Source organism: Erysipelatoclostridium sp. An173 (assembly GCF_002160495.1).
GTDB classification, from domain to species: Bacteria; Bacillota_I; Bacilli_A; order Erysipelotrichales; family Coprobacillaceae; genus Thomasclavelia; species Thomasclavelia merdavium.
In genome coordinates, this window is record NZ_NFKR01000004.1 from 82,415 (window position 1) to 108,548 (window position 26,134).

28 protein-coding genes, 1 tRNA gene and 2 pseudogenes are annotated in these 26,134 nt (G+C 28.5%); 25 read left to right on the plus strand and 6 right to left on the minus strand.

What is annotated here, in order from left to right; translation table 11 throughout:
* Positions 1-3: 3 nt before the first annotated feature.
* Positions 4-1,002: an ABC transporter ATP-binding protein gene (locus tag B5F09_RS02855; protein WP_087298913.1), complete on the plus strand. Its 999-nt coding sequence runs from the start codon at positions 4-6 to the stop codon at positions 1,000-1,002.
* Positions 1,002-1,961 (plus strand): ABC transporter ATP-binding protein, encoded by a 960-nt coding sequence (locus tag B5F09_RS02860; protein ID WP_087371366.1) that lies wholly within the window; start codon positions 1,002-1,004, stop codon positions 1,959-1,961. The genes B5F09_RS02855 and B5F09_RS02860 overlap by 1 nt, the downstream gene beginning before the upstream one ends.
* A gap of 58 nt (positions 1,962-2,019) precedes the next feature.
* Here B5F09_RS02860 and B5F09_RS02865 read toward each other — a convergent pair whose 3' ends face one another.
* A complete protein-coding gene (locus B5F09_RS02865; protein ID WP_087371369.1) occupies positions 2,020-2,664 on the minus strand; it encodes a hypothetical protein in 645 nt (214 codons plus the stop codon).
* A 163-nt stretch (positions 2,665-2,827) separates the two neighbouring features.
* Here B5F09_RS02865 and B5F09_RS02870 point away from each other — a divergent pair, with 163 nt between their 5' ends.
* On the plus strand, positions 2,828-3,418 hold the full coding sequence (locus B5F09_RS02870) for a viroplasmin family protein (RefSeq protein ID WP_087371372.1): 591 nt from the start codon (positions 2,828-2,830) through the stop codon (positions 3,416-3,418).
* Complete coding sequence (locus tag B5F09_RS02875; protein ID WP_087371376.1) at positions 3,411-3,941, plus strand: thermonuclease family protein; 531 nt, start codon at positions 3,411-3,413, stop codon at positions 3,939-3,941. Before B5F09_RS02870 ends, B5F09_RS02875 begins: the two co-directional genes overlap by 8 nt.
* Before the next feature lie 31 nt (positions 3,942-3,972).
* Here the strand turns inward: B5F09_RS02875 and B5F09_RS02880 are convergent, their stop codons facing one another.
* Positions 3,973-4,266, minus strand: a complete 294-nt coding sequence (locus B5F09_RS02880; protein ID WP_087298903.1) for a hypothetical protein — start codon at positions 4,264-4,266, stop codon at positions 3,973-3,975.
* Positions 4,267-4,384: 118 nt separating this feature from the next.
* Here B5F09_RS02880 and B5F09_RS02885 point away from each other — a divergent pair, with 118 nt between their 5' ends.
* The 4 genes from B5F09_RS02885 (at position 4,385) to B5F09_RS02900 (ending at position 8,015) form a co-directional block, all read left to right on the plus strand.
* On the plus strand, positions 4,385-5,377 hold the full coding sequence (locus tag B5F09_RS02885; RefSeq protein ID WP_087371379.1) for a glycosyltransferase family 2 protein: 993 nt from the start codon (positions 4,385-4,387) through the stop codon (positions 5,375-5,377).
* A gap of 317 nt (positions 5,378-5,694) precedes the next feature.
* Positions 5,695-6,237: a serine O-acetyltransferase EpsC gene (gene epsC, locus B5F09_RS02890; RefSeq protein ID WP_087298899.1), complete on the plus strand. Its 543-nt coding sequence runs from the start codon at positions 5,695-5,697 to the stop codon at positions 6,235-6,237.
* A complete protein-coding gene (locus B5F09_RS02895) occupies positions 6,209-6,811 on the plus strand; it encodes a phosphatase PAP2 family protein (protein ID WP_087298897.1) in 603 nt (200 codons plus the stop codon). Before epsC ends, B5F09_RS02895 begins: the two co-directional genes overlap by 29 nt.
* Before the next feature lie 106 nt (positions 6,812-6,917).
* A complete protein-coding gene (locus B5F09_RS02900; RefSeq protein ID WP_087371382.1) occupies positions 6,918-8,015 on the plus strand; it encodes an AI-2E family transporter in 1,098 nt (365 codons plus the stop codon).
* Positions 8,016-8,058: 43 nt separating this feature from the next.
* Here the strand turns inward: B5F09_RS02900 and B5F09_RS02905 are convergent, their stop codons facing one another.
* Positions 8,059-9,321 carry an aminotransferase class I/II-fold pyridoxal phosphate-dependent enzyme gene (locus B5F09_RS02905; protein ID WP_087371385.1) on the minus strand — a complete coding sequence of 421 codons (1,263 nt, stop codon included), beginning with the start codon at positions 9,319-9,321 and terminating at the stop codon, positions 8,059-8,061.
* A gap of 173 nt (positions 9,322-9,494) precedes the next feature.
* Between B5F09_RS02905 and B5F09_RS02910 the strand changes: the two are divergent.
* The 9 genes and pseudogenes from B5F09_RS02910 (at position 9,495) to B5F09_RS14815 (ending at position 15,774) form a co-directional block, all read left to right on the plus strand.
* Positions 9,495-10,498: pseudogene (locus tag B5F09_RS02910) on the plus strand (aldo/keto reductase).
* 63 nt (positions 10,499-10,561) lie between these two features.
* Complete coding sequence (locus B5F09_RS02915) at positions 10,562-10,957, plus strand: MerR family transcriptional regulator (protein ID WP_087371388.1); 396 nt, start codon at positions 10,562-10,564, stop codon at positions 10,955-10,957.
* 106 nt (positions 10,958-11,063) lie between these two features.
* Complete coding sequence (locus B5F09_RS02920; protein WP_087371392.1) at positions 11,064-11,393, plus strand: hypothetical protein; 330 nt, start codon at positions 11,064-11,066, stop codon at positions 11,391-11,393.
* Between the two features lie 88 nt (positions 11,394-11,481).
* The gene (locus B5F09_RS02925; RefSeq protein WP_087371395.1) at positions 11,482-12,390 is read left to right on the plus strand and encodes a LysR family transcriptional regulator; all 909 of its coding nucleotides are present in this window, start codon (positions 11,482-11,484) and stop codon (positions 12,388-12,390) included.
* A 105-nt stretch (positions 12,391-12,495) separates the two neighbouring features.
* Positions 12,496-12,723: a hypothetical protein gene (locus tag B5F09_RS02930; RefSeq protein ID WP_087301532.1), complete on the plus strand. Its 228-nt coding sequence runs from the start codon at positions 12,496-12,498 to the stop codon at positions 12,721-12,723.
* A gap of 13 nt (positions 12,724-12,736) precedes the next feature.
* Positions 12,737-13,111, plus strand: coding sequence for a hypothetical protein (locus tag B5F09_RS02935; protein WP_087301530.1), 375 nt, complete (start codon positions 12,737-12,739; stop codon positions 13,109-13,111).
* An 18-nt stretch (positions 13,112-13,129) separates the two neighbouring features.
* Positions 13,130-15,184 (plus strand): annotated as a pseudogene (locus tag B5F09_RS02945) (family 78 glycoside hydrolase catalytic domain); the annotation flags it as partial.
* A complete protein-coding gene (locus tag B5F09_RS15145) occupies positions 15,185-15,451 on the plus strand; it encodes an alpha-L-rhamnosidase C-terminal domain-containing protein (RefSeq protein ID WP_239404231.1) in 267 nt (88 codons plus the stop codon).
* A gap of 146 nt (positions 15,452-15,597) precedes the next feature.
* Complete coding sequence (locus B5F09_RS14815; RefSeq protein WP_158095213.1) at positions 15,598-15,774, plus strand: hypothetical protein; 177 nt, start codon at positions 15,598-15,600, stop codon at positions 15,772-15,774.
* A 76-nt stretch (positions 15,775-15,850) separates the two neighbouring features.
* Here the strand turns inward: B5F09_RS14815 and B5F09_RS02950 are convergent, their stop codons facing one another.
* Together B5F09_RS02950 and B5F09_RS02955 are read right to left on the minus strand one after the other, a co-directional pair.
* Complete coding sequence (locus tag B5F09_RS02950) at positions 15,851-16,864, minus strand: acyltransferase (RefSeq protein WP_087371407.1); 1,014 nt, start codon at positions 16,862-16,864, stop codon at positions 15,851-15,853.
* Between the two features lie 500 nt (positions 16,865-17,364).
* A tRNA-Arg gene (locus B5F09_RS02955) sits at positions 17,365-17,439 on the minus strand.
* A 208-nt stretch (positions 17,440-17,647) separates the two neighbouring features.
* Between B5F09_RS02955 and B5F09_RS02960 the strand changes: the two genes are divergently transcribed.
* The 3 genes from B5F09_RS02960 to B5F09_RS02970 are packed head-to-tail and all read left to right on the plus strand — an operon-like array spanning position 17,648 to position 19,258.
* On the plus strand, positions 17,648-18,025 hold the full coding sequence (locus tag B5F09_RS02960) for a hypothetical protein (RefSeq protein WP_087371410.1): 378 nt from the start codon (positions 17,648-17,650) through the stop codon (positions 18,023-18,025).
* Between the two features lie 17 nt (positions 18,026-18,042).
* A complete protein-coding gene (locus tag B5F09_RS02965; RefSeq protein WP_087301520.1) occupies positions 18,043-18,525 on the plus strand; it encodes an RNA polymerase sigma factor in 483 nt (160 codons plus the stop codon).
* The gene (locus tag B5F09_RS02970) at positions 18,518-19,258 is read left to right on the plus strand and encodes a hypothetical protein (protein ID WP_087371413.1); all 741 of its coding nucleotides are present in this window, start codon (positions 18,518-18,520) and stop codon (positions 19,256-19,258) included. Before B5F09_RS02965 ends, B5F09_RS02970 begins: the two co-directional genes overlap by 8 nt.
* A 43-nt stretch (positions 19,259-19,301) precedes the next feature.
* Here the strand turns inward: B5F09_RS02970 and B5F09_RS02975 are convergent, their stop codons facing one another.
* A complete protein-coding gene (locus B5F09_RS02975; RefSeq protein ID WP_087371416.1) occupies positions 19,302-19,832 on the minus strand; it encodes a hypothetical protein in 531 nt (176 codons plus the stop codon).
* A gap of 94 nt (positions 19,833-19,926) precedes the next feature.
* Between B5F09_RS02975 and B5F09_RS02980 the strand changes: the two genes are divergently transcribed.
* The 5 genes from B5F09_RS02980 (at position 19,927) to B5F09_RS03000 (ending at position 26,128) form a co-directional block, all read left to right on the plus strand.
* The gene (locus B5F09_RS02980; protein ID WP_087371421.1) at positions 19,927-20,802 is read left to right on the plus strand and encodes a diacylglycerol kinase family protein; all 876 of its coding nucleotides are present in this window, start codon (positions 19,927-19,929) and stop codon (positions 20,800-20,802) included.
* 185 nt (positions 20,803-20,987) lie between these two features.
* Positions 20,988-23,588 (plus strand): cation-translocating P-type ATPase, encoded by a 2,601-nt coding sequence (locus B5F09_RS02985; protein ID WP_087371423.1) that lies wholly within the window; start codon positions 20,988-20,990, stop codon positions 23,586-23,588.
* Between the two features lie 90 nt (positions 23,589-23,678).
* Positions 23,679-24,155, plus strand: a complete 477-nt coding sequence (locus B5F09_RS02990; protein WP_158095212.1) for an RNA polymerase sigma factor — start codon at positions 23,679-23,681, stop codon at positions 24,153-24,155.
* Positions 24,156-24,584: a hypothetical protein gene (locus B5F09_RS02995; protein ID WP_087301509.1), complete on the plus strand. Its 429-nt coding sequence runs from the start codon at positions 24,156-24,158 to the stop codon at positions 24,582-24,584.
* Between the two features lie 167 nt (positions 24,585-24,751).
* The gene (locus B5F09_RS03000) at positions 24,752-26,128 is read left to right on the plus strand and encodes a UDP-N-acetylmuramoyl-L-alanyl-D-glutamate--2,6-diaminopimelate ligase (RefSeq protein ID WP_087371426.1); all 1,377 of its coding nucleotides are present in this window, start codon (positions 24,752-24,754) and stop codon (positions 26,126-26,128) included.
* The last annotated feature ends 6 nt before the right edge of the window (positions 26,129-26,134 follow it).

A 26,134-nucleotide genomic window follows, 5' to 3' on the forward strand; every position in this document is an offset into this window, starting at 1 on the left:
TAAATGGCTAAAAATGTTTTAAATATAAAAGATTTATATGTATCATTTGATACATATGCAGGTGAAGTCCAAGCAGTGCGTGGGGTTTCTTACCATGTTGATGAAGGAGAAGTTTTAGGAGTAGTAGGTGAATCAGGATGTGGTAAATCAGTAACTGCTCAAACTATTATGAAATTAAATCCAATGCCACCTGCAAAAATCAAATCTGGAGAAATTACTCTAGATGGTATTGATATTATCGCTACATCTGAAGATAAGATGCAAGAAATTCGTGGTAAGGAAGTTAGTATGATTTTCCAAGACCCAATGACATGTTTGAATCCAACAATGAAAGTTGGTCGTCAAATTACCGAAGCAATTAAGCATCACCAAAAATTATCTAAAGAAGAAGCTGAAAAAAGATCAATTGAAATGTTGAAATTAGTGCAAATTCCAAACCCAGAAGAAAGAGCACAACAATATCCTCATGAGTTTTCAGGAGGAATGAGACAAAGAGCGATGATCGCGATGGCTTTATCTTGTAATCCAAAATTATTGATTGCCGATGAACCAACAACAGCGTTAGACGTTACAATCCAAGCGCAAATTATTGATTTATTAGGTGATATTCGTAAAAAAACTGGTACAGCAATTATTTTGATTACTCATGACTTAGGAGTTGTAGCTTCATTAGTTGATCGTGTTGCTGTTATGTATGCTGGTAAAATCGTTGAGACTGCAAAAGTAAATGATATCTTTAAAAATGCAGCTCATCCATATACAAAAGCACTTTTAAGTAGTTTACCTTCTCATGATACTTCAAAAGAAGATAAATTAACATCTATTCCAGGAACACCACCTGATTTGATCAAACCTCCAGTTGGTTGTGGTTTTGCAAGCAGATGTGAAAAATGTATGAAAATTTGTAAAGCAAAACAACCACCTGTATTTGATTTAGGTGATGGTCACAGTGCATCTTGCTGGTTATTACATAAAGATTGCCCTCAAGGAGGTAATAAATAATGGCAGATAATATTTTAGTTAAAGTAGATAATGTTTCTAAACATTTCCATACTGCTGGTGGAGTAGTAAAAGCTGTTAATAATGTTTCTTTTGAAATCGCTAAAGGTGAAACAGTAGGTTTAGTAGGTGAATCAGGATGTGGTAAGTCAACTTTAGGACGTACTCTTATGGGAATCTATCAACCAACTGAAGGTAAAATTTATTTTAATAACGAAGAAATTAATATTAAAAAAGCTAAAGATCGTTATAAATACGCTAAAAAAGCTCAAATGATCTTTCAAGATCCATATGCTTCATTAAATCCACGTATGACAGTAGGAAGTATTATTTCTGAAGGTATGGAAATTCACAACATGTATACTCCAGAAAAGAGAAAAGAACGTGTTGGTGAATTATTAGACTTAGTTGGGTTAAATAAAGAATATGCTAACCGTTTCCCACATGAATTCTCAGGTGGACAACGTCAAAGAATTGGAATTGCTCGTGCTCTTGCAATTGAACCAGAGTTTTTAATCTGTGATGAACCAATTTCAGCATTAGATGTTTCAATTCAATCACAAATCATTAACTTGTTAATTGATTTACAAAAAAGATTAGGATTAACATATTTATTTATTGCCCACGATTTGGACATTGTAAGATATATTTCTGATCGTATTGTTGTAATGTATCTTGGACATGTTGTGGAAATTGGTGAAAGTAATGAAGTTTATTCAAATGCATTGCACCCATATTCACAAGCATTATTATCAGCAGTACCTATTCCAGATCCAGAATTAGAACGTGAAAAGAAAAGAATTATCCTTGAAGGTGATATTCCAAGTCCAATTAATTTACCTAAAGGATGTCCTTTTGCAGGTCGTTGTCATTATGCAAAACCTGAATGTAGTGAATCTATGCCTGAATTAAAAGAAGTTTCTGCTGGTCATTTTGTGGCTTGTCATAACATAAATAAATAAGATATTGTTTTTAAATAAGCAATATCTTTTTTTTTGCAAAAAAAGCAGCGAACTGCTTTTAATGATTATTATTTACTATTTTTAATAAATGATTAAATAGTTGTTTAGAGTTTTTGTATTTTGGTGAGATTATCATATTTAACTTACCATCTAAAAATTTATTGCTTTCATGATCTTTTTCACGAATATCTAAACAGACTAATTGTTTTTTTTGCTTTAATAAAGTTGCTTTTTTAATGATACGGACATTAACTCCTTCAAGATAACGATCACTATTTAATACTTTTTCATAAGCCTGTTTTTCATTCAAAAAGTCACCAAGATATTCATTTTCATCAAAATACCGTTTTAACATCGGACCAGCAATTGGTTCTTGATTTTCATTGTAGACAAGATAAAAGTTACCATTAGTATCTTCAACAAATACAAATAAATAAGCTAGAAAATCATATTTATTATGATTTAAAATAAAATATGTTATTGCTATAACAAATAAAAAAGCAATCAAATAACTAACTATATATGGAAATGGAGCAAATAACATCAATAAAGTAAGTAAAATAATTGTTAAAGCGACGATAATAATTATATGAGGAATTTTAATACCAGACATAATATTTGGCTCATCATATAGCCTTAAATCATAAGTGTAAATTTCTTCTATTTCAACAGGTGATTTTTCTAAATAATATAATGATTTCATATAATACTCCCTTTACTATTTTTATATAAAGTATATACTTTTAGACTATTTTTCGCAACTAACATTTTAATATCTTTCGAAGTTTAATTTAGTTTATATTCTATTTATTTTAGTGTATAATGATGTCCTGTACTTGGATTGTAAAATAAAAGGAGTGAATTAGATGGCAAAATATTATGCAGTAAAAAAAGGACACAAACCTGGTATTTATACTAGCTGGGATGAGTGTAAAAAACAGGTAGAAAAGTTTAGTGGAGCTGTTTATAAGTCTTTTACATCATTAGAGGATGCTAAAAACTTTATCAAATTAGAGGAAGAAAAAATAGTTGATTATAGCTTGATTGCTTATGTTGATGGTAGCTATAATATTAAAACTAAAGAATATGGATTCGGCTGTATTTTAATTGAAGGACAAAAAGTCATTAAGGAATTATCAGGAAAAGGAGATAAAGAAGCTTTAGTATCAATGCGTAATGTTGCCGGTGAAATTTTAGGTAGTTTAGCTGCGATGAAATTTGCTTTAGAAAATGGCTATCCAGGAGTTTGTATATATTATGATTATGAAGGAATCGAAAAATGGGCTAATGGACTTTGGCGTGCTAATAAGATTGGAACACAGAATTATCAAAAACTAGTCAATGAATATCGAAAAAAAATCAATATTTCATTTATAAAGGTATTAGCTCATAGTGGTGACTTTTTTAATGAACGTGCTGATAAATTAGCTAAAAAGGCGGTGGGAATCAATGGCTAAAAAAATTAAGTTGACTAAAAGAAAAAAACGCTATTTAGCTAAAAGCTGGTTAGGGCTATTAGTTTTAGCAATTATTGCGGGTTATAATTTTTATCAAGATCATAAAACAATTAAGCCTGGAGAACGCTTCGAAGTTACTTTAAATGAATGTATTGATGGTGATACAGCCTGGTTTGATGTTGATGGCAAAAATACTAAGGTTCGTTTTTTATACATCGATACCCCTGAATCTACTAATCAGATTGAAGCTTATGGAAAAGAGGCGAGTGAATATACTAAAAATGAATTAACTACTGCTAAAACTATTGAGTTAGAATTAAACAATGATGGTGATCAAACTGATAAGTATGATCGATTGTTGGCATGGGTTTTTGTTGATGGTGAATTATTACAAGAAAAACTAGCTCGTGAAGGTTTAGTGGAAAAATTTTATGACTACGGTTATGATTATACCTATAAACAAAAAATAATTGCTGCTGATAATCAGGCTAAAGAGGAACATTTAGGAATTTATAATAAATAAAAAGAACTGAAATAATTAACAGTTCTTTTTATTATTTTTTATTTTTCTTTTTTGCTCTTCTATTGCAAAAATAGGCAATACCAATAGTAATTACAGCAACAATTGGTAAGATCCAAAGGAAATTTGAATTAATATAACGATAATCTCCTGACCAGATTGAAGTCCATTCACCAATCTTTTTAATTAAAATGGCAATTGCATAAGAAGTTGTAACTACTTGTACTGCTCCAACAATAAACTTAATTATTTTTGGGAATACTTCTGCAAATAGAATTAGTGAGATAATACATACTGCACTAATAAAACAGTTTATTACAAAATACATAGCGATTCTCCTTTTATAAGTACCTAAATAAAATACCATAAAATGATAAGAAATGCAATATCAACTACATATTATCAAATAAATATGCTAAGATATAATCATTAGGGGGTTATTAATCGTGAAACTATTAACAATTTGTATTCCTTGTTATAATGCAATAAATTATATGCATAAAGCATTAGGATCTTGTTTATTATTAAAAGATGAATTAGAGGTCATTGTTATTGATAAAAATTCAACTGATGATACATATCTAGCAGCATTAGAGTACCAAAGAGACTATCCAGATACATTTAAAGTAATTAAAAATACAAATAATGAAGATGATATAAAATTAGCTTACCAGCATGCTACTGGTTTATATTTTAAATTATTGAATAGTTATGACTGGCTTGATCGCGCCTCATTAGTTAGAGTTATTGAAACTATCAATGATGTTATCCGAGTTCAAGCTAATTTAGATGTAATTGTGACGGATTATTGTTATCATTATGGCAAGAAACCACAAAAAGTTAATTACCATAAATTATTGCCAACAGATAAGATATTTGGCTGGCATGAAATTAAACGTTTTAAAAAGAATCAATATTTATTAAGTCCAGCTTTAATTTTAAAAACACAAATAGTAAAAAACATTATTGATCATTTTTCAATGGACACTAGTTTCCATATGGAAATGTTAGCTTATGCACCACTTCCATATATTAGATCTTTTTGTTATATCGATATGCCACTATATTGTTTCGGTAGAGATCCTTTTAGATGGGTTAAAAATAATTCTTTAAAAAGTGATGAATTGTTGAAGGTAGCTCGATTATACTATGATTATTTTGATATTTATAGTTTACGTTCACGTAAACAACGTAATTATATGATTAAATATCTGGCGATGGTTAGTTTAGTAGTTTCTATTTTGTTATGTAAAGAAAACAGTGAGGAAAGTATGCAGGCTAGAGAAGATATGTGGAATTATTTAAAATATACTAATGCTCGCTTGTATAATGATTTAAAAGGTACTTTATATGGTAAGTTATCAATTGTTGATGGACAGCTTCCAAATAAGGTTATTAGCAAAGGTTATGAGCTTATCGCTAAGGTTTATGGGCGCTAATTGTATACATATTTATGATTTTACCTTTATAATTTAGGGAATAGCTAAATATAGATAAAAAAATTAGATTTTTTCAATATTTATGTTGACATTTTTTAAATGATAGATATAATCTATGTATAAATCAGAAATGGTTTATAGGTAGGGGAAGAAAGATACACACTATAATAGTATCTAATAATCATAGACAGAACTCATGGGGGATGGGCTCTGTTTTATTTTTGCCTAAAAGAAATGTATTTTAAAACATAAATATATACTATATTAGTTGCAATATTTTAAAAATATCAGTATAGTAACTAGAAGGAGTGAAAATTATGAAGAATAAAAGTTTGATAAAAAAGGTTATTGAAACTGATCCAGCTGCTCGATATGCCTTGAATGTAATCATTAATTATCCAGGAGTCCATGCGATGTTTTGTTATCGTATTAATCATTTTCTGTGGACTAAATTGCATTTAAAACTATTAGCTCGCTTATTAAGTCAGGTTGCTAGATTCTTAACAGGAATTGAAATTCATCCAGGAGCAACAATTGGAAAACGGTTATTTATTGATCATGGTATGGGAGTTGTAATTGGTGAAACAACGATTATTGGTGATGATTGTGTTTTATATCAAGGGGTAACTTTAGGTGGAGTAGGTACTGGTGAACATAAAGTAAAGCGTCATCCAACATTATTGAATAATGTTATGGTATCAGCAGGTGCTAAGGTTATTGGTGATGTAACAGTTGGTAATAATTCTATTGTTGGGGCACAGACAGTTGTTTTAAAAGATGTTCCTGATAATTGTACGGTTGTTGGTGTTCCAGCGTTTATAGTTAAAGAAAATGGTATCAAAGTTAAAAAAGAATTATAGACGTTATCTATTTTTAATACCATTAGTTTTATTTATCGCTGATTATTTATTGATCGTTAATGGCTGGATGAAAATAATTGATCAGTTTGTTTTTGAATCATTGCGTTTTTTTGCTAGTGATCAATTAAAAGAAATTTTTAAAATTATCACCAACTTAGGTAGCTTTTGGGGAATTTTAATTGTAATCTTCTTAGTTTTTTTGGTTAATAGAAAAGTAAGTTATATTTGTTTAGGTGCTTCGATAATCCAAACATCTTTAAACAGAGTGATTAAAGCAATTGTTAGACGCCCTAGACCAAATGTAGATGTTTTTATTAGAGAGAGTAATTTTAGTTTTCCTAGTGGACATGCTATGGCTATTACGTGTTTGTATGGTTTATTAATATATTATTTATATAAAAGTGAAATAAGATATCGAAAATTATTAATAGTCATTTGTGTTTTAATAATTGTTTTAGTATCATTAAGCAGAGTATATTTAGGAGTACATTATTTTAGTGATATTATTGGTGGTATTTTGTTATCATCAAGTTTAGTTTTATATATTAGTGATATTCCCTCTTGTCAGGCATAAGGTTATGATAAGAGGTTTTTTATGTTTTAATATCTAGAACAAAATGAAGAAATGTCTAAAAAAATGTGATATAATATTACTACTGATTTAAGGAGAAAGGTTAGCGATGCAAAAATTTAATTTAAAACAATATAGTAGTTTTTTAATACTAGGTATTCTTTTTATAGTTTTATTTAAGGTGTTTGATCCGTCATGGTTTTCAACTATCTTAAATGCTTTTTATCCAGTAATTATTGGAGCTGTACTTGCTTATTTTTTAGATCCAATAGTTAAAATAATTGCACGCTTATTAAATAAAAGCCAAAATAGTTTTTTGATAAAACATCAACGAGTAATCAGTGTTTTAATTGTATTTATTGGGTTAATTTTGTTGTTGATACTATTATTAAACTGGCTGATTCCTACTATGATGGGTTATGTAGTGGAGTTAATTAGTAATATTGATACATATGTTCTAAATTTTGAAAATACGATTAGAAGCACTTTTGAAGATGAAAAAGTAGTTAATTTTATTATAATGGCTGCTGATAAATTTGGTGATTCGATAAAAGTATTATCAACTAATGATTATATAGAAATGATTGCTTTTGCTGGTAAAACAGGTAGTACGTTATTAACAATATTAATGGGTTTGATTTTTTGTCCATATATTTTAGTAGAAACAAAGAAATTATTAAATATTTTTGATCGCTTGATGTTATGTTTTATTAGTGAACGGAAACTAGCATTAATTCATGAATATGCTTATAAATCGCATCAGATTTTTGGTAGTTTTGTTTATGGAAAGTTTATTGATTCATTAATTATTGGAATAATTGCTTTAATTGGATTTGGATTAATGGATTTACCGTTCTTTCCATTATTGGCTTTTGTAATTTTCATAACTAATATTATTCCATATTTTGGACCGTTTATCGGGGGAATTCCAGTTACATTTGTTGTATTTTTAATCGATGGTTTAATGACTGGAATTGCAACAGGATTATTCATCTTTGTTTTACAACAATTTGACGGTTTATTACTTGGTCCTTATATATTAGGTGATACGGTTGGTATTTCTCCATTTTGGATTATTACTTCAATAACTGTTTTTGGTAGTTTATTTGGTTTTTTTGGAATGTTTTTGGGAGTACCAATGATTTGTGTAATTAGAATGTTTTTTGATGATTTTGTAGCTTATCGAAAAAAGAAAAAAGCTACTTAACCTTTGCATTAGCAAAGGTTATTTTTGTATAAAAAAAGCGAGATTAATTCTCGCTTAATTTTTCAATAGCTGCAATTTGAACGCAGATTGATAATAACAAAGCTGCTTTAGTTAATTCATCTACCGAAGGATATGATGGAGCAATACGAATGTTACTATCTTGAGGATCTTTACCATAAGGGAAAGTTGCTCCAATAGTTGTTAAAGTAACCCCAGCTTCTTTACATAATTCACCAACTCTTTTTGCACATCCTGGCATAACATCTAAACTAATGAAATAACCACCATTAGGTGTTGTCCATTTAGCTACTTCTTTTCCTGCTAATTCTTTTGTTAGAGAATCAATAACGCAGTCAAATTTAGGTTTTAGAATTTCAGCATGTTTTTGCATGTGTTTTTTTAATGTCGGAATATCTTTAAAGAATACTAAATGACGTAACTGATTCATTTTATCTTGAGAAATAGATTGAATAGTTAAACGTTTCTTTATATCAGCAATATTGTTATCACTAGCAACAATACATGATACCCCAGAACCAGCAAAAGTAATTTTTGAAGTTGATGCTACCATGATTACTAAATCTTCATTATTATATTTTGGTAATTCATCAAAAATATTTAATAGCTGATCACCTGGTTGAGATAAATCATGAACATAATAAGCATTATCATAAATAATTCTAAAATCTTTGGCAGCAGGTTTTAATGCTGCTAACCCTTTAACAATTTCATCACTATATGTAGTTCCAGTTGGATTTGAATATTTTGGTACACAGAACATTCCTTTTACATGATCGTCTTTTATATATTCTCTAATTACATCTAAATCAGGGCCATCTTCATTCATTGGAACAGTTATCATTTCAATACCAAAATACTCTAAAAAAGCAAAGTGACGATCATAACCTGGAGCGGGACATAAAAATTTAACATGATCTAGTTTTGACCATGGTGTATTTCCTAAAACTCCTGATAACATTGCTTGAGTTAAATAGTCAAACATCAATGTTAAACTAGATGTTCCACCAATAAGTACATTATCAACATTTACTGATAATAATTCAGCAAAGAATTTTCTTAAATCCATTAATCCTTCTAAACCACCATAATTTCTACAATCAACACCATTGCTTAGGTATTCATGGCAATTTAATAATTCCATTGATAAATCAAGCTGTTTACTAGAAGGTTTCCCTCTTGACATATCAAGGTTTAAATGTTGTTGTTTAAATTCATTATATTTTTGATCTAATTCAATTTTAGTTGCTGCTAATTCTTCTTTAGTCATTTCTATAAATGCTTTCATGATATTCTCCTTTCTTCTCTATATAAGTCTAATGTATTGTACCTATTATATGGCAAATTTTCAAGATTTATAATTGAATTTAAGCTAAAATATTTATTATTTTTTTTAGAAATATTGACTTAAAGTTAACTATAAGTATTAAAATTATTTTATAGTAAAGTTGGAGGTTCAAAATGGAAACAAAAATATTGGGTAAGGATTTTAAAGTATCAGCAACTGGTCTTGGCTGTATGGGAATGACTCATGGTTTTGGAGATGCTTCTAATCAAAAAGAAATGATCGAAGTAATTAGAAAAGCTTATCAAGAAGGAATTACAATGTTTGATACAGCAGAATGTTTGATAGCCAAGGTAATAAATTATATAACGAAGATTTATTAGGAGAAGCTTTAAGTATCTATCCTCGTGATAGTTATCAAATAGCAACAAAATGCGGTATAAAGGTTGTTAACGGTCAACAGGTCTTAGATGCCCGTCCAGAAGTAATTAGAGATTCTTTAGCAAATTCATTGAAAAGATTAAAAACAGAATATGTTGATTTATATTATTTGCATCGTGTTGATCCTAATACCCCAATTGAAGTTGTTGCTAAGACAATGAAAGAATTAATGGCTGAAGGTAAGATTAAACATTGGGGATTAAGTGAAGCTGGAAACGAAACAATTAAAAAAGCACATGCAATTTGTCCATTAACAGTTGTTGAAAGTGAATATTCGATGATGTTTAGAGACCCTGAAAGAAATGGTTTATTAAAAACATTAGAAGAATTAAACATCGGTTTTGTTCCTTTTGCTCCATTAGGAAAAGGATTTTTAACAGGTACAGTTGATGTTAATCAAAGATTCCCAGCTAACGATACTCGTAGTAAACAGCCAAGATTCAAACCAGAAAATATGAAGGCAAACCAGGTTTTACTTGATTTGATAAAATCTATTGCTGCTAAGAAAAATGCTACACCAGCTCAAATTGCTTTAGCATGGGTGATGGCAAAGGCACCATGGATCGTACCTATTCCTGGTAGTCGTAAATTAAGTCGAATCAAAGAAAATATCGAAGCTACTAATATAAAATTAACAGCACAGGAATTAATGGAAATTAATGAAATGTTAGATAAGATGGAACTAAAAGCTGAGCGCTGGGATCTTGATTCACCAAATGCTAAAAGAGTAGGTAAATAATTATAATCTTTAAATTGCTCACTATTTAAAAGTGTTTTATAATATATTTATGAGGTGAGTTTAATGACAATTGCAGAAGTAAGCAAGAAATTTGATATAAGTTCGACAACATTAAGATATTATGAAAAAATTGGTTTAATGAATCCTGTTTCTAAAAATGCTAGTGGACATCGTGATTATCAAGAGGCTGATTTCCGTCGGATTAATTTTATCAAATGTATGCGAAAAGCGGGAATGACAATAGAACAGATAAAGTTATATGTCGATTTATTTAATGAGGGTGAGCATACTATTGCTAGACGTAAAGAAATAATGATTGAACAGCTTGGTAATTTAGAAGCACAAGTAAGTGAATTAGAAAATATAATTGCTTATTTAAAACATAAAATTGATAATTATGAAAATACATTAGTAAAACGTGAGATGGAACAACGTCATAAACAAGCAGTTGCAAAATAACAAAAATCTCGTAGATTAAAATAGTTCTACGAGATTTTATATGTTATAATGAAATAAGTAAAGATAAACAACTTAATATTTAGTTGTTTTTAATGGAGGGTCGAAAATGGGAATAAATCTAATTATTGGAATCGTTATTGTTGTTGTTTTATTAATTATATTAATAATATTTTTAAGAAAAAGATCACATCGACCAAAATATTATGTATTATTAGTTAGTTTTGATGATGGATATTACGTTGATTTATCTAATGATGAACGTTTTAAAAAAATGGCTCGCTTTGAAAAAGATAAAGATGGATTTATTGCCGAAACTAATTTAAATGAAGTACAACTAAAAAAAGAAATTGGTCATATCTTAGAAATGGATTTAGCGAAAATTCATGTTATAGTAAAAAGATGGTGGTTAAATCGTAATTATGACGATTTTATTTAAGCGTGGTAGTTGCCATGCTTTTTATATTATAAATTTGTTTATATAATAAATTTTAAAATAAACGTGTTTGATAAGGAGGATAGCATTAATGGAAATTCGGGTCTTAGAGTATTTTTTAGCGATTGCCAGAGAAGAAACTATATCAGGAGCTGCAAAAGCATTGCATATTACACAACCAACTTTATCGAGACAAATGAAAGATTTGGAAGATGAAATTGGTAAGCAATTATTTATTAGAAGTAATAAAAAAATAACATTGACAGATGAAGGAATTTTACTTAGACAAAGAGCTGAAGAAATTGTTAGTTTGATAAATAAAACTGAACAAGAATTAATAACAATGGATTCAGTTTTAAGCGGTAATATTTATATTGGATCAGGTGAATGTCAAACATTAAGAATCATTACAAATGCAATGAAAAAAATGCAAAAATTACATCCTGGAGTAAAGTTTAATATACATAGTGGTAATGGTCCTGATATTATTGAAAAGATTGATAATGGTTTAATTGACTTTGGAATGATTACAAAACATCCTAAAATTTCTAATTACAATCATTTAGAAATGCCAATCAGACATCATTGGGGTGTACTAATGTTAAAAGATGATCCACTAGCACAACTTGAAACAATATCTTTTAATGATATTAAAGATAAACCACTGATTATTTCTAAAGAAACAAGTGAAAACTCTGAATTGGTAGAATGGTTTAATAATGATATCGATCACTTAAATATAATTTCTAAGTATAGTCTGTTATTTAATGCGACTTTGATGGTTGAAGATGGACTAGGATATGCGATTTGTTTTGATAATCTAGTCAATACTACTGGTAAAAGTAATTTATGTTTTCGACCATTAGAAGCTTCAATAGAAGTTACTTACTATTTTATTTGGAAAAAATATCAAGTTTTAAATAAAGTTTCTCAATGTTTTTTAGATATTGTAAAAAAGACAATTGATGAATATGGTAATTTAGATATTAAAGGTAAATAATGCAAAAACTAGTATATGCTTATAAAGCATATGCTTATTTTTATTATAGGTATTTGATATTAAGAATATGCAAAGTTAAAATAATAATTAAGGAGGGCTGGTGTGATGAAAAATCAATTAGATGAAAATGAAATAAAGTCTTGTTTATTAGAAATTGGGTGTAAACAGGTTGAAGATGTTATTGAAAATTTAAAGAATGATAATTTAAAAAATGCTATTCATCTTTTAAAAATTGAAAGATGTCATTTATTGGAAAAATTACATCATGAACAAAAGAAAATTGATTGTTTAGATTATTTAATTTATAGCCTGAAGGATAATAATCAAAAATAAGGAGAAAGACAAAATGGAAGATAATTTGGTTATTAAAGAAATAACAGTTGAAAATTTAATAGAGCCAATTGGAATTGATAGTTACAAGCCACGTTTTGCATGGAAACTAGAAAGTTTTGAAAGTAATGTTTTTCAAAAAGCCTATCAAATTCAAATATTTGATGAAAATAAATTAGTGATTGATACCGGAAAAGTTGAAAGTAATAGTAGTATTGAAAATATTGTAAAAGGATTTATTCCTAAACCAATGGTTAGATATATAATTAAACTTAATGTTTGGGATAACTATGATCATAAAGCTTATTATGAAACTTATTTTGAAACTGGGCGTTTAAATATACCGTTTGAAGCTAGCTGGATTGAACCAGAACAGGAACCAACACCTTAAAGTTTGGAAGGAAAACAGATGGACCGGGAATCTGTTGCTTCTAATACAAATTTAGATAGAGAAAGAGATTTTGCTGAATTTAGACCATCTAAATATATTCGAATCCCTTTTGAATCAAAAAAAGCAATTAAAAAGGCACGTGTATATATGACAGCACATGGTATTTATCAGTTTTATGTTAATGGAGTGCGCTATGATAATAGAGAATTTGCACCAGAAAATACATCTTATCATAAATTATTACAATATCAAACTTATGACATTACTCCATTATTACAAATGGGTAAAAATGTTTTTGGTATTATTATAGGTGATGGCTGGTGATGTGGTCGAGTAGGAACAACAGGTGATAGTTGTCAATATGGAAATAAACTAGGATTATTATTTGAAAGTGTTATTACCTATCATGATGGTTCTAAACAAATTATTACTGGTAGTCAAGGGAAATCAATGAGCGGTCCAATTATTTTTTCAGATTTATTTGTAGGCGAAAAATATGATGCTCGAAAAGAGTTATCTGGCTGGTTAAAAACAGATTATGATGATAGTAACTGGGATGAAGTTAAAGAAGTTGATTATCCAATTGATAATTTAGTTGGCCAAAGTAGTGAGCCAGTACGGATAATTAATAGTTTTAAGCCAAAAAGAATTATTAAAACACCAGCTAACGAAACAGTTATTGATGCTGGTAAAATTGTTGCTGGATTTGTTGAATTTTCATTAACTGCTAAAGCTGGAATTGAAATTAAACTAGAACATTCAGAAGTTTTGGATACTAATGGAAATTACTATAATAATATTTTAGGTACTAATAAAGAACAGACTGATATTTATATTACTAAAGATGGTTTTCAAACGTTTCGACCTCATTATACTTATCATGGTTTCCGTTATATTCGAATTACTAACTGGCCACAAACAATATCCCTTGATGATTTTAAAATTAATGTAATAAGTAGTGATATGGAATCAATTAGTTCTTTTAAAACTAATAATCAATTAATAAATCAATTACAACATAATATTGTATCTAGTCAAGTAGCTAATTCAATTTCAATTCCAACCGATTGTCCTCAGCGTGAAAAAGCTGGCTGGACTGGAGATATCATGGCTTATGCTCCAACAATGTGTTTTAATTCTAATGCTCACTCTTTTTTAAGAAGCTGGATGAATAATGTTCGTGTTGATCAGTTAAAAAATGGAGAAATCCCCGTAGTTGTTCCTTATTTGAAAGCTTATGAAATTTTTATTAAAGGAATGACTGGTTTTGAAACTAGCTGTGGCTGGGGTGATGCTGTTTTAACAGTGCCATATGCCATTTATGAGGCTTATGGTGATAAACAGGTTTTAATTGATAATTATGATGCTATGAAAAAATGGATGAATTATATTGAAGAGCGAATGCATAATCATCATCCTAAAGATTATGATACTTATGATCAGGCTAGAAAGAAACGTAGTTATTATTTATGGAATACTGATTTTCATTTTGGTGATTGGCTAATACCAAGTCTAGTTTTAAATAATCCTGATGGTGGAGCAATGATGGATACTGCATATGCAACAATGGAAATTGTTGCACCAGCCTATGCTGCTTTTAGTTGTCAATACATGGCTAAAATTGCAACTATTTTAAAAAAAGAAGATGATAGTCAAAAATACAAGCAATTATATGATAAAATTCGCCAGGCTTTTATTGAAGAATATGTTCATGAAGATGGTACTATTGATGCTGATTTTCAAGGAATATATGTTATTGCTTTAAAAAATAATTTAGTTAGTGAAACAGTGCGTCCTAAAATGGTTGAACATTTATGTAAATTAATAAAAGATAATAATAATTGTTTAGATACTGGTTTTTTAAGTGTGTTATTTTTAATGGATGTATTGTGCGAAAACGGAAAACGTGATGTTGCTTATCAATTGTTATTTCAAACAAAATGTCCAAGCTGGTTATACATGGTAGAACATGGAGCTACATCAATATGGGAAAGCTGGGGTGCTGTTGGTGAAGATGGAACAGTAAGTACCTATAGTTATAACCATTATGCTTTTGGCTGCATTGGTGACTGGATGTATAGAGAATTAGGAGGATTACAAATAATTGAACCAAGTTATAAAAAATTCAAAGTTGCACCAGCACTTGATTGTGGTTTGGAATTTGTATCGATTCAAGAAAACAGTCCTTATGGAAAGATTAAAGTTGATTGGCAACGAATTAAAAACCAGATAATTGTTCATGTAACAGTTCCAGTTAATACTACAGCTGATATTGTTTTATCAAATTTTGTTAAAAAAGATGTTGGCAGTGGAAATTATACATTTGTAATTACAATTTAATATGTTTAAGTTTATCTTATATTAAAAAGTACTGTTATAAAATGCAGTGCTTTTTATATATAAGATAAAGTTAATTTGGATCTGTTGTTATTGACTTAAGATTAGAAAAAATGGGTAATATATTTTATGGAGGCGAAATTTTTATAGTGATTAATAAAGTCAAGCTTTTTTTAGGTGCTCAAGACATAAGAGGATTACCTTTATCTACTAAAGAATTATATATAATAATTGCAACAGGTTTTTGTTATAGCGTTATCGAAGATCAAAATAGTCAGCAGTATTACATTAATAATAAATATATTGATTTTGAGTCTGAAAATTAAATTCAGGCTTTTTTAATAAATTAAAAAATACCCAACTTTTATTAGTTGAGTATTCTATCTATTATTAACAATAAATCTAAGTAATCTTTCTACCTAATTTAAAATGCCTTAATAGCCAAACACAAACAAAGGATATAATAGCAATCGTTATTGTAAGCATAGGTATCGCAATCCATGCTGATAAATCAGCTGCTTGCATATGATTTTTATAAATATCTAAAAAGATAATATGGATTAGATATATCCCAAATGAACAACCGCTTAATAAATCAATAATTTTTTTTGTTTTTATACTAGGCGTTATTTTATACTTCGCAAGCCGCAATACAAAAAGGAAAAAGGCAGCACTAGCTAAGATAATTAATGGATTGCCATATTCTAATATTTCTTCATAGTGATCACCAATTGAATATGATATTGATGCAGTTAGAAATGCTGTAATTGCCATTGAACCTAAAAATGTAATTATTAAATTTTTTTGATTTATAGGTATGTGTTTTTTATATTTGTAAATATAATAACCGATAAAGAAATAATAAGAATATACTCGATCACCAATTAACGGTAAGTCATAATATGGCTTTAGTTCATCTAATGATAATATATAATTAAATATAACAGTGATTGTAATTATTATCAAAAATGCTCGTTCTGTTTTTAATGACATATGGCGACACATTATTTGAAAGAACGGTAATACTATATAAATTGGAATTATTGCATATAGATACCATAGATGCTCGGTTATTGGAAAATATAAAATTTCTCTAAATAACTGAGGTTCTTTTAAATAATAAATATTCCAAAAATAATAAATTATGCTCCATACGATAAAAGGAATGAGAAATCTTATAAGACGATGCCAATGTTTTTTTAATGGCTCATCCCTTCCTAGTAATAAAGCACCTGAAATCATGAAAAAGCATGGAACACTGACCCTAGCTAATGTATCAAGAATCAAAGAAAATATATACTCATTTTGAGGTATTTTATCAAATGCTCGACAGTAATAATTTGCTATATGAATTATAATAACCGATAGAAATGATATATTACGGATAATCTCTAGATTATAATCTTTTTCTTTCATTGTTCTTCATCACCTGTTCTTATTTAAAATATTTCTTTGTTGAAAAGAATTGTACGGTAGAATTTTACAAAAATTTTTATTATTAATAAAGTTTAAAGTTAAAATTTCTATAAATATTATATTACAAAATACAATGCTAGTCACTATGATGAATCATTCATCATGATTTGAAAATATATTATCTATAAAAAACTTTAGCTATTATAAAATGAAATAGTTAACTATAATAAATTTTACTGCCATGCTCAATTTTCAATAAAAACCCCGCACTAGAATACGGTATTTAGTCAATATTGAAGATAAGTATCACAAATTGTATTATGTAAATAACAAATACATTGAAAGATCCTAGGGCTTATACTCTAGGATTTTTTATATCTTTTTTAACAAGAGTTTTGTCTATTTTATGTTTGATGATAATAAATAAAATTATGCATGAGTTATGCACAACGATATTTTCAATAAAAAAAACCGCACTAGAATGCGGTATTTAGTCAATCTGGCATCCTCAGTAGGAATCGAACCTACAACTTAACCTCCGGAGGGTTACGTGATATCCATTTCACTATGAGGACATTACTAGACAAGTATAACACTAATATTGATAAAAATAAATAAATATATAAAAAATTATCTTAAATATTTAAGGATAAATTATATAATATTAATAGTTATAATTCATTAAATAAAAAAATTTTTAAAAGAATGAATGGATTTTTACTTACCAATCGTATTATTTATGAAGGCACAAGTTAATGTCTAAATAATCGAGGAGGGATATCAATGAAAAAAATAGTAGTTAGTATTTTAACAGTTGTGATAATGTTAACAGTTGGAGTAAAAATTCTAAAGGCAGATTCACCAGATACGTATACGCCTGAAAACGAAACTAAATATAGTTATGTTACTAGTAAAGAAGGTGTGAATAATTATATTAATAGTGGTTGTTTTCATGTTGATAGTGATAATAATGGGATTTGTGATGGCTGTGGTATATGTCAAAATAATGTAAGTACATCAAATAATGGCAATAATTGTGATATTTGTGGTAAGAGCAATTGTAATCATAAACATAATTCTTGTCATTACAGTGATTCAAATAGTGATGGTATTTGTGATAATCGGCATAGTCATCACCGACAACATAATAGACATCATTAATAAAAAGGATAGTTTTAATGCGAAGCGAACAAGAGGTAAATAGAGTAATTGAGTTATATGGCGATACTGTTCGACGATTATGTATGATTTATTTGAAAAATTATGCGGATACCGAAGATATATTTCAAAATGTTTTTTTGAAATATGCTACAAGTTCAATAAAGTTTGAAAACGATGAACATGAAAAAGCGTGGTTTATTCGAGTTACAATTAATAAATGTAAAGATTTACTCAAAAGTTTTTTTAGAAATCGCACAGTATCATTGGATGATATAGTTGAAAAGCCTGAAGCGATACCATCAGAATATAGAGAAGTTTTAGAAGCTGTTCTTTCGCTTCCTCAAAAGTATCGCAATGTTGTTTATTTACATTATTATGAAGGCTATAGTGCACCACAGATTAGTCATATTTTAGGTAAAAATGTAAATACTGTTTATACGCTCCTAACTCGTTCTAAAAAAATGCTTCGAGAAAAATTAGGAGGTGATGAGTATGAATGAAAAAATTAAAAAGGCTTTTGATCAGATTCAAGCTGAAGATGAACTAAAAAATAAGACTAAGGATTTTATTTTAAATAAAACTAATGGTTACAATCAAAAACCTAAAAAGACTAGGTATTGGCGTTTAGTCCCAATTGCGATATGTGTGTTATTTGCTTTTTGGGGTGGTTATTGGCTTTATTTTACACCAACAGTAGAGATTAGTATGGATGTCAATCCATCAATTGAATTGAGTGTTAATCGCTTTGATAGAGTAATATCAGTAACAGGTTATAATGATGATGGTCAAGAATTAATAGAGTCATTGGATATAAAACATATGAATTATAATGATGCTATTGATAAGATATTAAATAGTCAGGATATTATAGAGCTTTTATCTAATAACGAAGTCATGACTATTTGTGTAATTGGCAAAGACGGTAAACAGTCAACTAGAATTTTTTCTAATATAGAATCATCTACAGCAAAAACAGAAAATACCTATTGTTATCATGCTCAAATGGAAGAAGTTGAAGAGGCTCATGATGTAGGTCTTTCATATGGTAAATATAAGGCATATTTAAAAATTAAAAGTTTAGATCCTGATATAACACTTGAACAGGTACAAGAGATGACGATGAAAGAAATACATGATCTAATTCATTCTTTATCAAATAATAATCAAAATGACACTGATGCTGACCAGCATGGACATCAAGGTAGTCATCATGGTCATCATGGACATAAATAGAAAACTAACAAGTTGCGATATGTAATTCATATCGCAATTTGTTTTATGGTGAATGTTTTTTAATTAATAAATATTGGCTAGGAAAATAAAATAACCACGAAAACTTACATAAAGAAGGAGGTAGTATTTTTAAGTAAGTTAAGGCAATAATAATATCACAACATAGTAAAAGAGTAATTACCATTAACATATTTGTGTTTTTACTTTTAATACAATAAATTAAATTAGTTAAACTAAAAAATAAATAAACTAATGCTAGACTAATAAGAGAATCAATAAAAATTATAATTAAAAATAACCATGGTAAATAACTTTGATAAGATAGTAATTTCATATATTGAATTTGCACTAAGATAAAAAAGATAATACCTAAAATATAATAATCTGTAAATAATAAAAGATAATCAGCAATAAGTGAAAAAAATACTGCTTTTAATATAAAAGAATTTTTTAAATAAAGAATGGAATAAATAAAGTTGTTTAATGTCGTAAACCATTTTATATAACTACTATTAATATTTAAAATATCAAAAAAGATAAATAATCCAAAAAGCATTAAATTAATAAATAACATCATGTCACCAAAATAATTATTAACGATTAAAACTATTATTAGTATCAAAAAATTAATAAATTTGTTAAAATATAGATACATTGGAGGTTAAAACATGAATCAAAAGCACATATTTATAATAAAGCCCAATCCTAATAACGTAAAAATAGAAACATTAATCGTAAAAAATATGCAGGGTTATCCCTATGAAATCAAATATACAAAATATCCTAAACACGCAAGTGCTATAGCAGCTAGTTATCAAGGCTGTCATCATCGTATTTATGCAGTTGGCGGTGATGGATTGATTCATGAAGTTGTTCAAGGTTTAGCAGGCAGTGATAATGAATTAGTAATTTTGCCAGCTGGTACTGGTAATGATTTTATTAGAATAATTGCCAATACCCGAGATTTAGAAACTTTGTTAAAAAAATCATTAAAACTACCAGCCCAGCCAATTGATTTGATCAAAGCTAACGATATTTATTGTATCAATGTTTTTTGTTTAGCACTTGATAGTGATGTAGCAAATAATGTTCATAAATATCGTCAAATTAAAGTATTACCACGTTCATTACAATATGTAAATGTACTAGTTCGACGCTTTGTAAAATACCATCCTCTACCAGTTACTTTGCGTTATCAAGGAAAGACTATATATAAAGATAAGCTACTAATAGGTGCTTTTTGTAATGGTAAATATTTTGGTGGTGGATTTAAAATAGGCAAATATGCTGATGTTAAAAATGGTTTAATTGATATTAATTTAGTACCACAGTTAAAAAAATCACAGTTACCATATTATGTAACGTTATTGTTAACTGAAAAGTTAGAACAAGGTAAATTGTATTATCATAAGCAATTAAAAGAAGTTGAAGTTGAAAGTAACAAGGAAGTAAATATTGACGGGGAAGTTTATCCAGCGGGAATTTATCAACTTAAAATTGTAAATAAAGCAATAAATGTTGTTTTATTTGAAAAAAATGATTGACTTTAGTCAAGTTTAAGTTTAGAATGATTTTCATAAAAGGGAGTAGCTGACACAGTAGTGTTTACGATTTCGTCAATACGATGATTTAAATCATCCGGAACGTGATTAAATAGCGAGACTTTTATTGCAAAATTATTATGCAATAAAAGGGCTCGCTTTTATTGTGTTAAAAAAGGAGAAAAAAGATGAAAGCTTATTACAACAAAAGTAAAACAGAGGTAAGAAAACAAGTTAATGGATCCCTAAAACCGTTAACAGAACAGCAGGTTAAAGCTAATCAAGAAAAGTATGGTTTAAATGAGCTTGTTGAAGCTAAAAAGAAAAGTCTGCTGATGGTATTTTTAGAGCAATATAAAGATTTCTTAGTTATAATCTTGATTATTGCAGCGATAATTTCAGGATTTTTAGGAGATTTTGAAAGTGCAATCGTAATTTTAATTGTTATTACAATTAATGCTATTTTAGGAACTGTTCAAACAGTTAAAGCAGAACAATCTTTAAATAGTTTAAAAGAATTATCGTCACCGACTGCTAAAGTCTTAAGAGATGGTAAGATTGTTGAAATTCCTAGCAAAGAAGTAACTATTGGTGATGAAGTTCATCTTGAAGCTGGTGATTATATTCCTGCTGATGGAAGAATTTTAGAAAACGCTAGTATGAAAGTTGATGAAAGTGCATTAACTGGTGAAAGTGTCGCTGTTGAAAAAGATACTGATGCTATTGAAGGCGAAGTTCCACTTGGAGATCGTACTAATATGGTTTATTCAGGAAGCTTTGTTACTTATGGACGTGGAACATTTTTAGTAACTGCAATTGGTATGGAAACTGAAGTTGGTAAAATTGCTCAGTTATTAAAATCTACTTCAGAAAAGAAGACACCTTTACAAGTTAACTTAGATAATTTTGGAAAAAAATTATCAATTATCATTATTATTTTCTGTGCTATTTTATTTGGTTTAAATATTCTTCAAGGTGGTAATGTTGGCGATGCCTTCATGTTTGCAGTTGCATTAGCTGTTGCTGCAATTCCAGAAGCATTAAGCTCAATCGTTACAATTGTATTGTCATTTGGAACTCAAAAAATGGCTCGTGAAGGAGCAATTATTCGTAAATTACAAGCTGTTGAAGGTCTTGGAAGTGTATCAATTATTTGTTCTGATAAAACAGGAACATTAACACAAAACAAAATGACTGTTGAAGATTATTATGTTGAAGGACAAAGAATTCCAGCTGATCAAATTGATCCAAATATTCCTTTCCATAAAGATTTAATGCGAATGAGTGTTTTATGTAATGACTCTTCAAATGTAGATGGTAAAGAAATTGGTGACCCTACTGAAACAGCACTTATTAATTTAAGTAAAAAATTAGGAGTACCAGCAAGTAGAGTTCGTGGTGTTTACCCACGTTTAAGCGAATTACCATTTGATAGTGATCGTAAAATGATGTCAACTTTCCATTTATTAAAAGATGGCTATACAATGATTACTAAAGGGGCTGTTGATGCCTTGATGGGTCGTATTAAATATATTCGTAAAAATAATCAGGTAGTTGAAATTACTGATCAAGATAGAGAAGATATTTTAGCAATGAACATGGAATTTTCTAAAAATGGTCTTCGTGTTCTTGCTGTTACTTATCGTAAATTTGACCAAGAAAAAGTTCTTGAATATGAAGATGAAAATGAATTAATTTTCTTAGGATTAATCTCTATGATGGATCCACCTCGTCAAGAAAGTGCTGAAGCCGTAAGAAAAAGTAAAATGGCAGGAATTACGCCAATCATGATTACTGGTGACCATAAAATTACAGCTGCTGCAATTGCAAAAAGAATTGGTATTTTAACAGATATTTCTCAAGCCGTTGAAGGTAGTGCAATTGATAAGTTAAGTGATGAACAATTACGTGAATTTGTTGAAGATAAACGTGTTTATGCTCGTGTTTCTCCTGAACATAAGATTCGAATTGTTAAGGCATGGCAAGATAAAGGTAATATCGTAGCCATGACTGGTGATGGTGTAAATGATGCTCCAGCATTAAAACAAGCTGATATTGGTGTTGCTATGGGTATTACTGGTAGTGAAGTATCTAAAGATGCTGCAGCAATGGTATTAACTGATGATAACTTTGCTACAATTATCAAAGCAGTTGAAAATGGTCGTAATATTTACGCTCATATTAAAGATGCTATTCAATTCTTATTATCTGGTAACTTTGGAGCTATTTTAGTAGTTTTATATGCATCTGTATTGGCATTGCCGGTACCATTTGCTCCAGTTCATTTGTTATTTATTAATTTATTAACTGATAGTTTACCAGCAATTGCTTTAGGGTTAGAACCTCATGATAGTTCAGTAATGAATGAAAAACCTCGTCCAATGAATGAATCAATTTTAACTCGTACTTTCTTAACAAGTATTGGATTAGAAGGTTTAGTAATTTCTATTATGACTATGATTGCTTTCATGATTGGTTATCAAGAAAATGCATTACTTGCAAGTACAATGGCATTTGGAACTTTATGTTTATCAAGATTAGTACATGGTTATAACTGTAAATCTAAAGCACCAGTGTTATTTAAACGTGGGTTCTTTAATAATAAGTATTTACAAGGTGCATTTTTAATCGGATTTGTTTTAATTACTTGTGTCTTAATGGTACCATTCTTAGATTCAATGTTTAAAGTTCAAACTCTTACAATCCAACAATTAATGATTGTTTATGGTTTAGCGTTAGCTAACTTACCAATTATTCAAGTAATTAAATGGATTAGAAATAGAAAATAAGTTAGAAGCGGTCAATTTGATCGCTTTTTTTGTAACCTTTATTAAATATTAATTGTCTATATAGTGAATCGATTCAAAGGAGGTATCAATTTGAAGAACAATGTTGAATTAAACATTGATTTAATTATTGAAGAATATAGTCACTATGTATTTACAATTATTTATAATCTTGCGGGAAATAAATTATCTTATCAAGATATAGAAGAAATTATTGCTGATACTTTTTATCTTTTTTGGAAAAATCAAGATAATATTAAAAACATTAAATCATATCTGGCAGTTATAGCTAAAAACTGTACTTATAATAAATTAAAACAAACTAAACAATACGTTGAATACAATGATCAGATTTTAAACAAACAGGGATATTATCAAGAAGATTTTAATTATATGTTGCTTATTGAAGAAAAAATGCAACATCTAACTGATGATGAAAAAGAAATATTTCAACTTTATTATATTGAAGGATATAAGATTAAAGAAATTGCTAAAATAAAAAAGCAGAAAACTAATTATATGAAAGTAAAATTACATAGAATTAGAAAAAAACTAAGGAGGAAAGAGTAAATGCTACAAATTGATACTGACAAAATTAAAATGATGACCGGTAATAAAATTGCTTATACTCTTTATGAAAGAAGGTTAAATATGAAAAAAAAGAAATTAAAAAAAGTAATGTTTAGTATGGTTACTTGTTTAGTATTATTAGGTGGAGTAAAAACTGTTGATGCTTTAACTGAAGGTAAAATCAGTAATACTGTTAAAGATACTATTAGAGTTTTTTTTATTGGTGAAGATAATCAACAACAAGAAATGATCGGGGAACAGTATGTTGATGAAAATGGTGATATTTGGGTTAAATTTAAAGATCAAAGTGAAAATAAAGTAGATGTAAATGACAGTGAGTTAGAAAAAGAAGGATTACAGAGTAATACTGAAATAGATAAGTCAAGTGATGAGATAAATACGGATATAAAAGATAATCAAACTAAATAAAGATATATGCACACATATTCATAAAAAAACGAATATGTGTGTTTTTACTTAAATTACAATTATTATCATGATATAATTAGCGAGTGTAAACAAGATGTTTATAAACAAAAAACATTATAGTTTTTTAGACATTTTATAATACAATAAAGATAAATGAGGTGGAAATTGTGGAAGTTGCATTAAAAACAGATTCAAGAAAAGTAAAACCAGGTGATACATTTATCGCTATTCCTAATGTTGTAAGAGATGGACATGATTATATTGAACAAGCTATAAAAAATGGAGCGATTAAAATAATTGCTGAACATGGAAAGTATAGTGTTGAGACAATAATAGTTGAAAGTACTCGAGAATATTTAAAAGAATATTTATATAAAAATTATTATCCATTAATTAAAGATATGAAATTAATTGGATTAACAGGGACTAATGGAAAAACAACTACATGTTTAATGATTTATCAGATTTTAAAAATGTTAGGGCAAAAAGTAGCTTATATGGGAACAGTTGGTTTTTATTATGGTGATGTTAAAAAGCCAATGGTTAATACAACTCCAGATGTTGATGTACTATATAATATGTTATTAGAAGCTAAAGATCATGGTGTAGAATATTTTGTTATGGAAGTAAGTTCACATGCTTTAGATATGGAAAGAATCTATGGACTAGAATTTGATGAAGTTGCTTTTACTAATTTGACGCAAGATCACTTAGATTATCATAAAACTTTAGAAAACTATGCTAATGCTAAACAAAAATTGTTTAAAAAAACACGTAATAACAAAGTTGCAGTTATCAATGGTGATGATCTTCATTATCAACACTTTGTTTTAGATAATAATAACAATATTATTATTAGTGCTAATGAAGGGGATTTATTAATTGAAAAAATTACTTTCAGTCATTTAGGAACTAGCTTTAAATTTAACTATCAAGGCAATGAATATAAAACATCATTAAATATGGTTGGCCGTTATAATGTTTATAATTATTTAATTGCCTTGTTATTAGTTCATTGTTTAGGTTTTAAAATAGAAGATATTTTACAATTAAATGAAGAATTAAAGGCACCAGCAGGACGAATGGAACTTATCAAGTATGGCACTAACAGTATTTTTGTTGATTTTGCCCATACCCCTGATGCAGTTTTAAATGTCTTAAGAAGTGCTCATGAATTTAAAGCAGGTAAAATTATTACAATTATTGGTTGTGGTGGTGATCGCGATCCTTTAAAACGACCTATAATGGGTAAAATAGCTGTTGAAAATAGTGATTATGTTATTTTTACTAGTGACAATCCTCGAAGCGAAGATCCTTTAAAGATTCTTGATGATATTACTGCTTCGCTTACAAATGATAATTATGTAGTAGAAGTTGATCGTGTTAAAGCAATTCGTCAGGGAATTGATTTATTAAAAGGTAATGATGTGTTGATGATTTTAGGAAAAGGACACGAAGATTATCAAATTACTAAAGAAGGAAAACATCATTTTAGTGATCAAGAAGAAGTAGCTAAGTATCTTGCAATCAAATCAGGAAAGTAGCTAGAT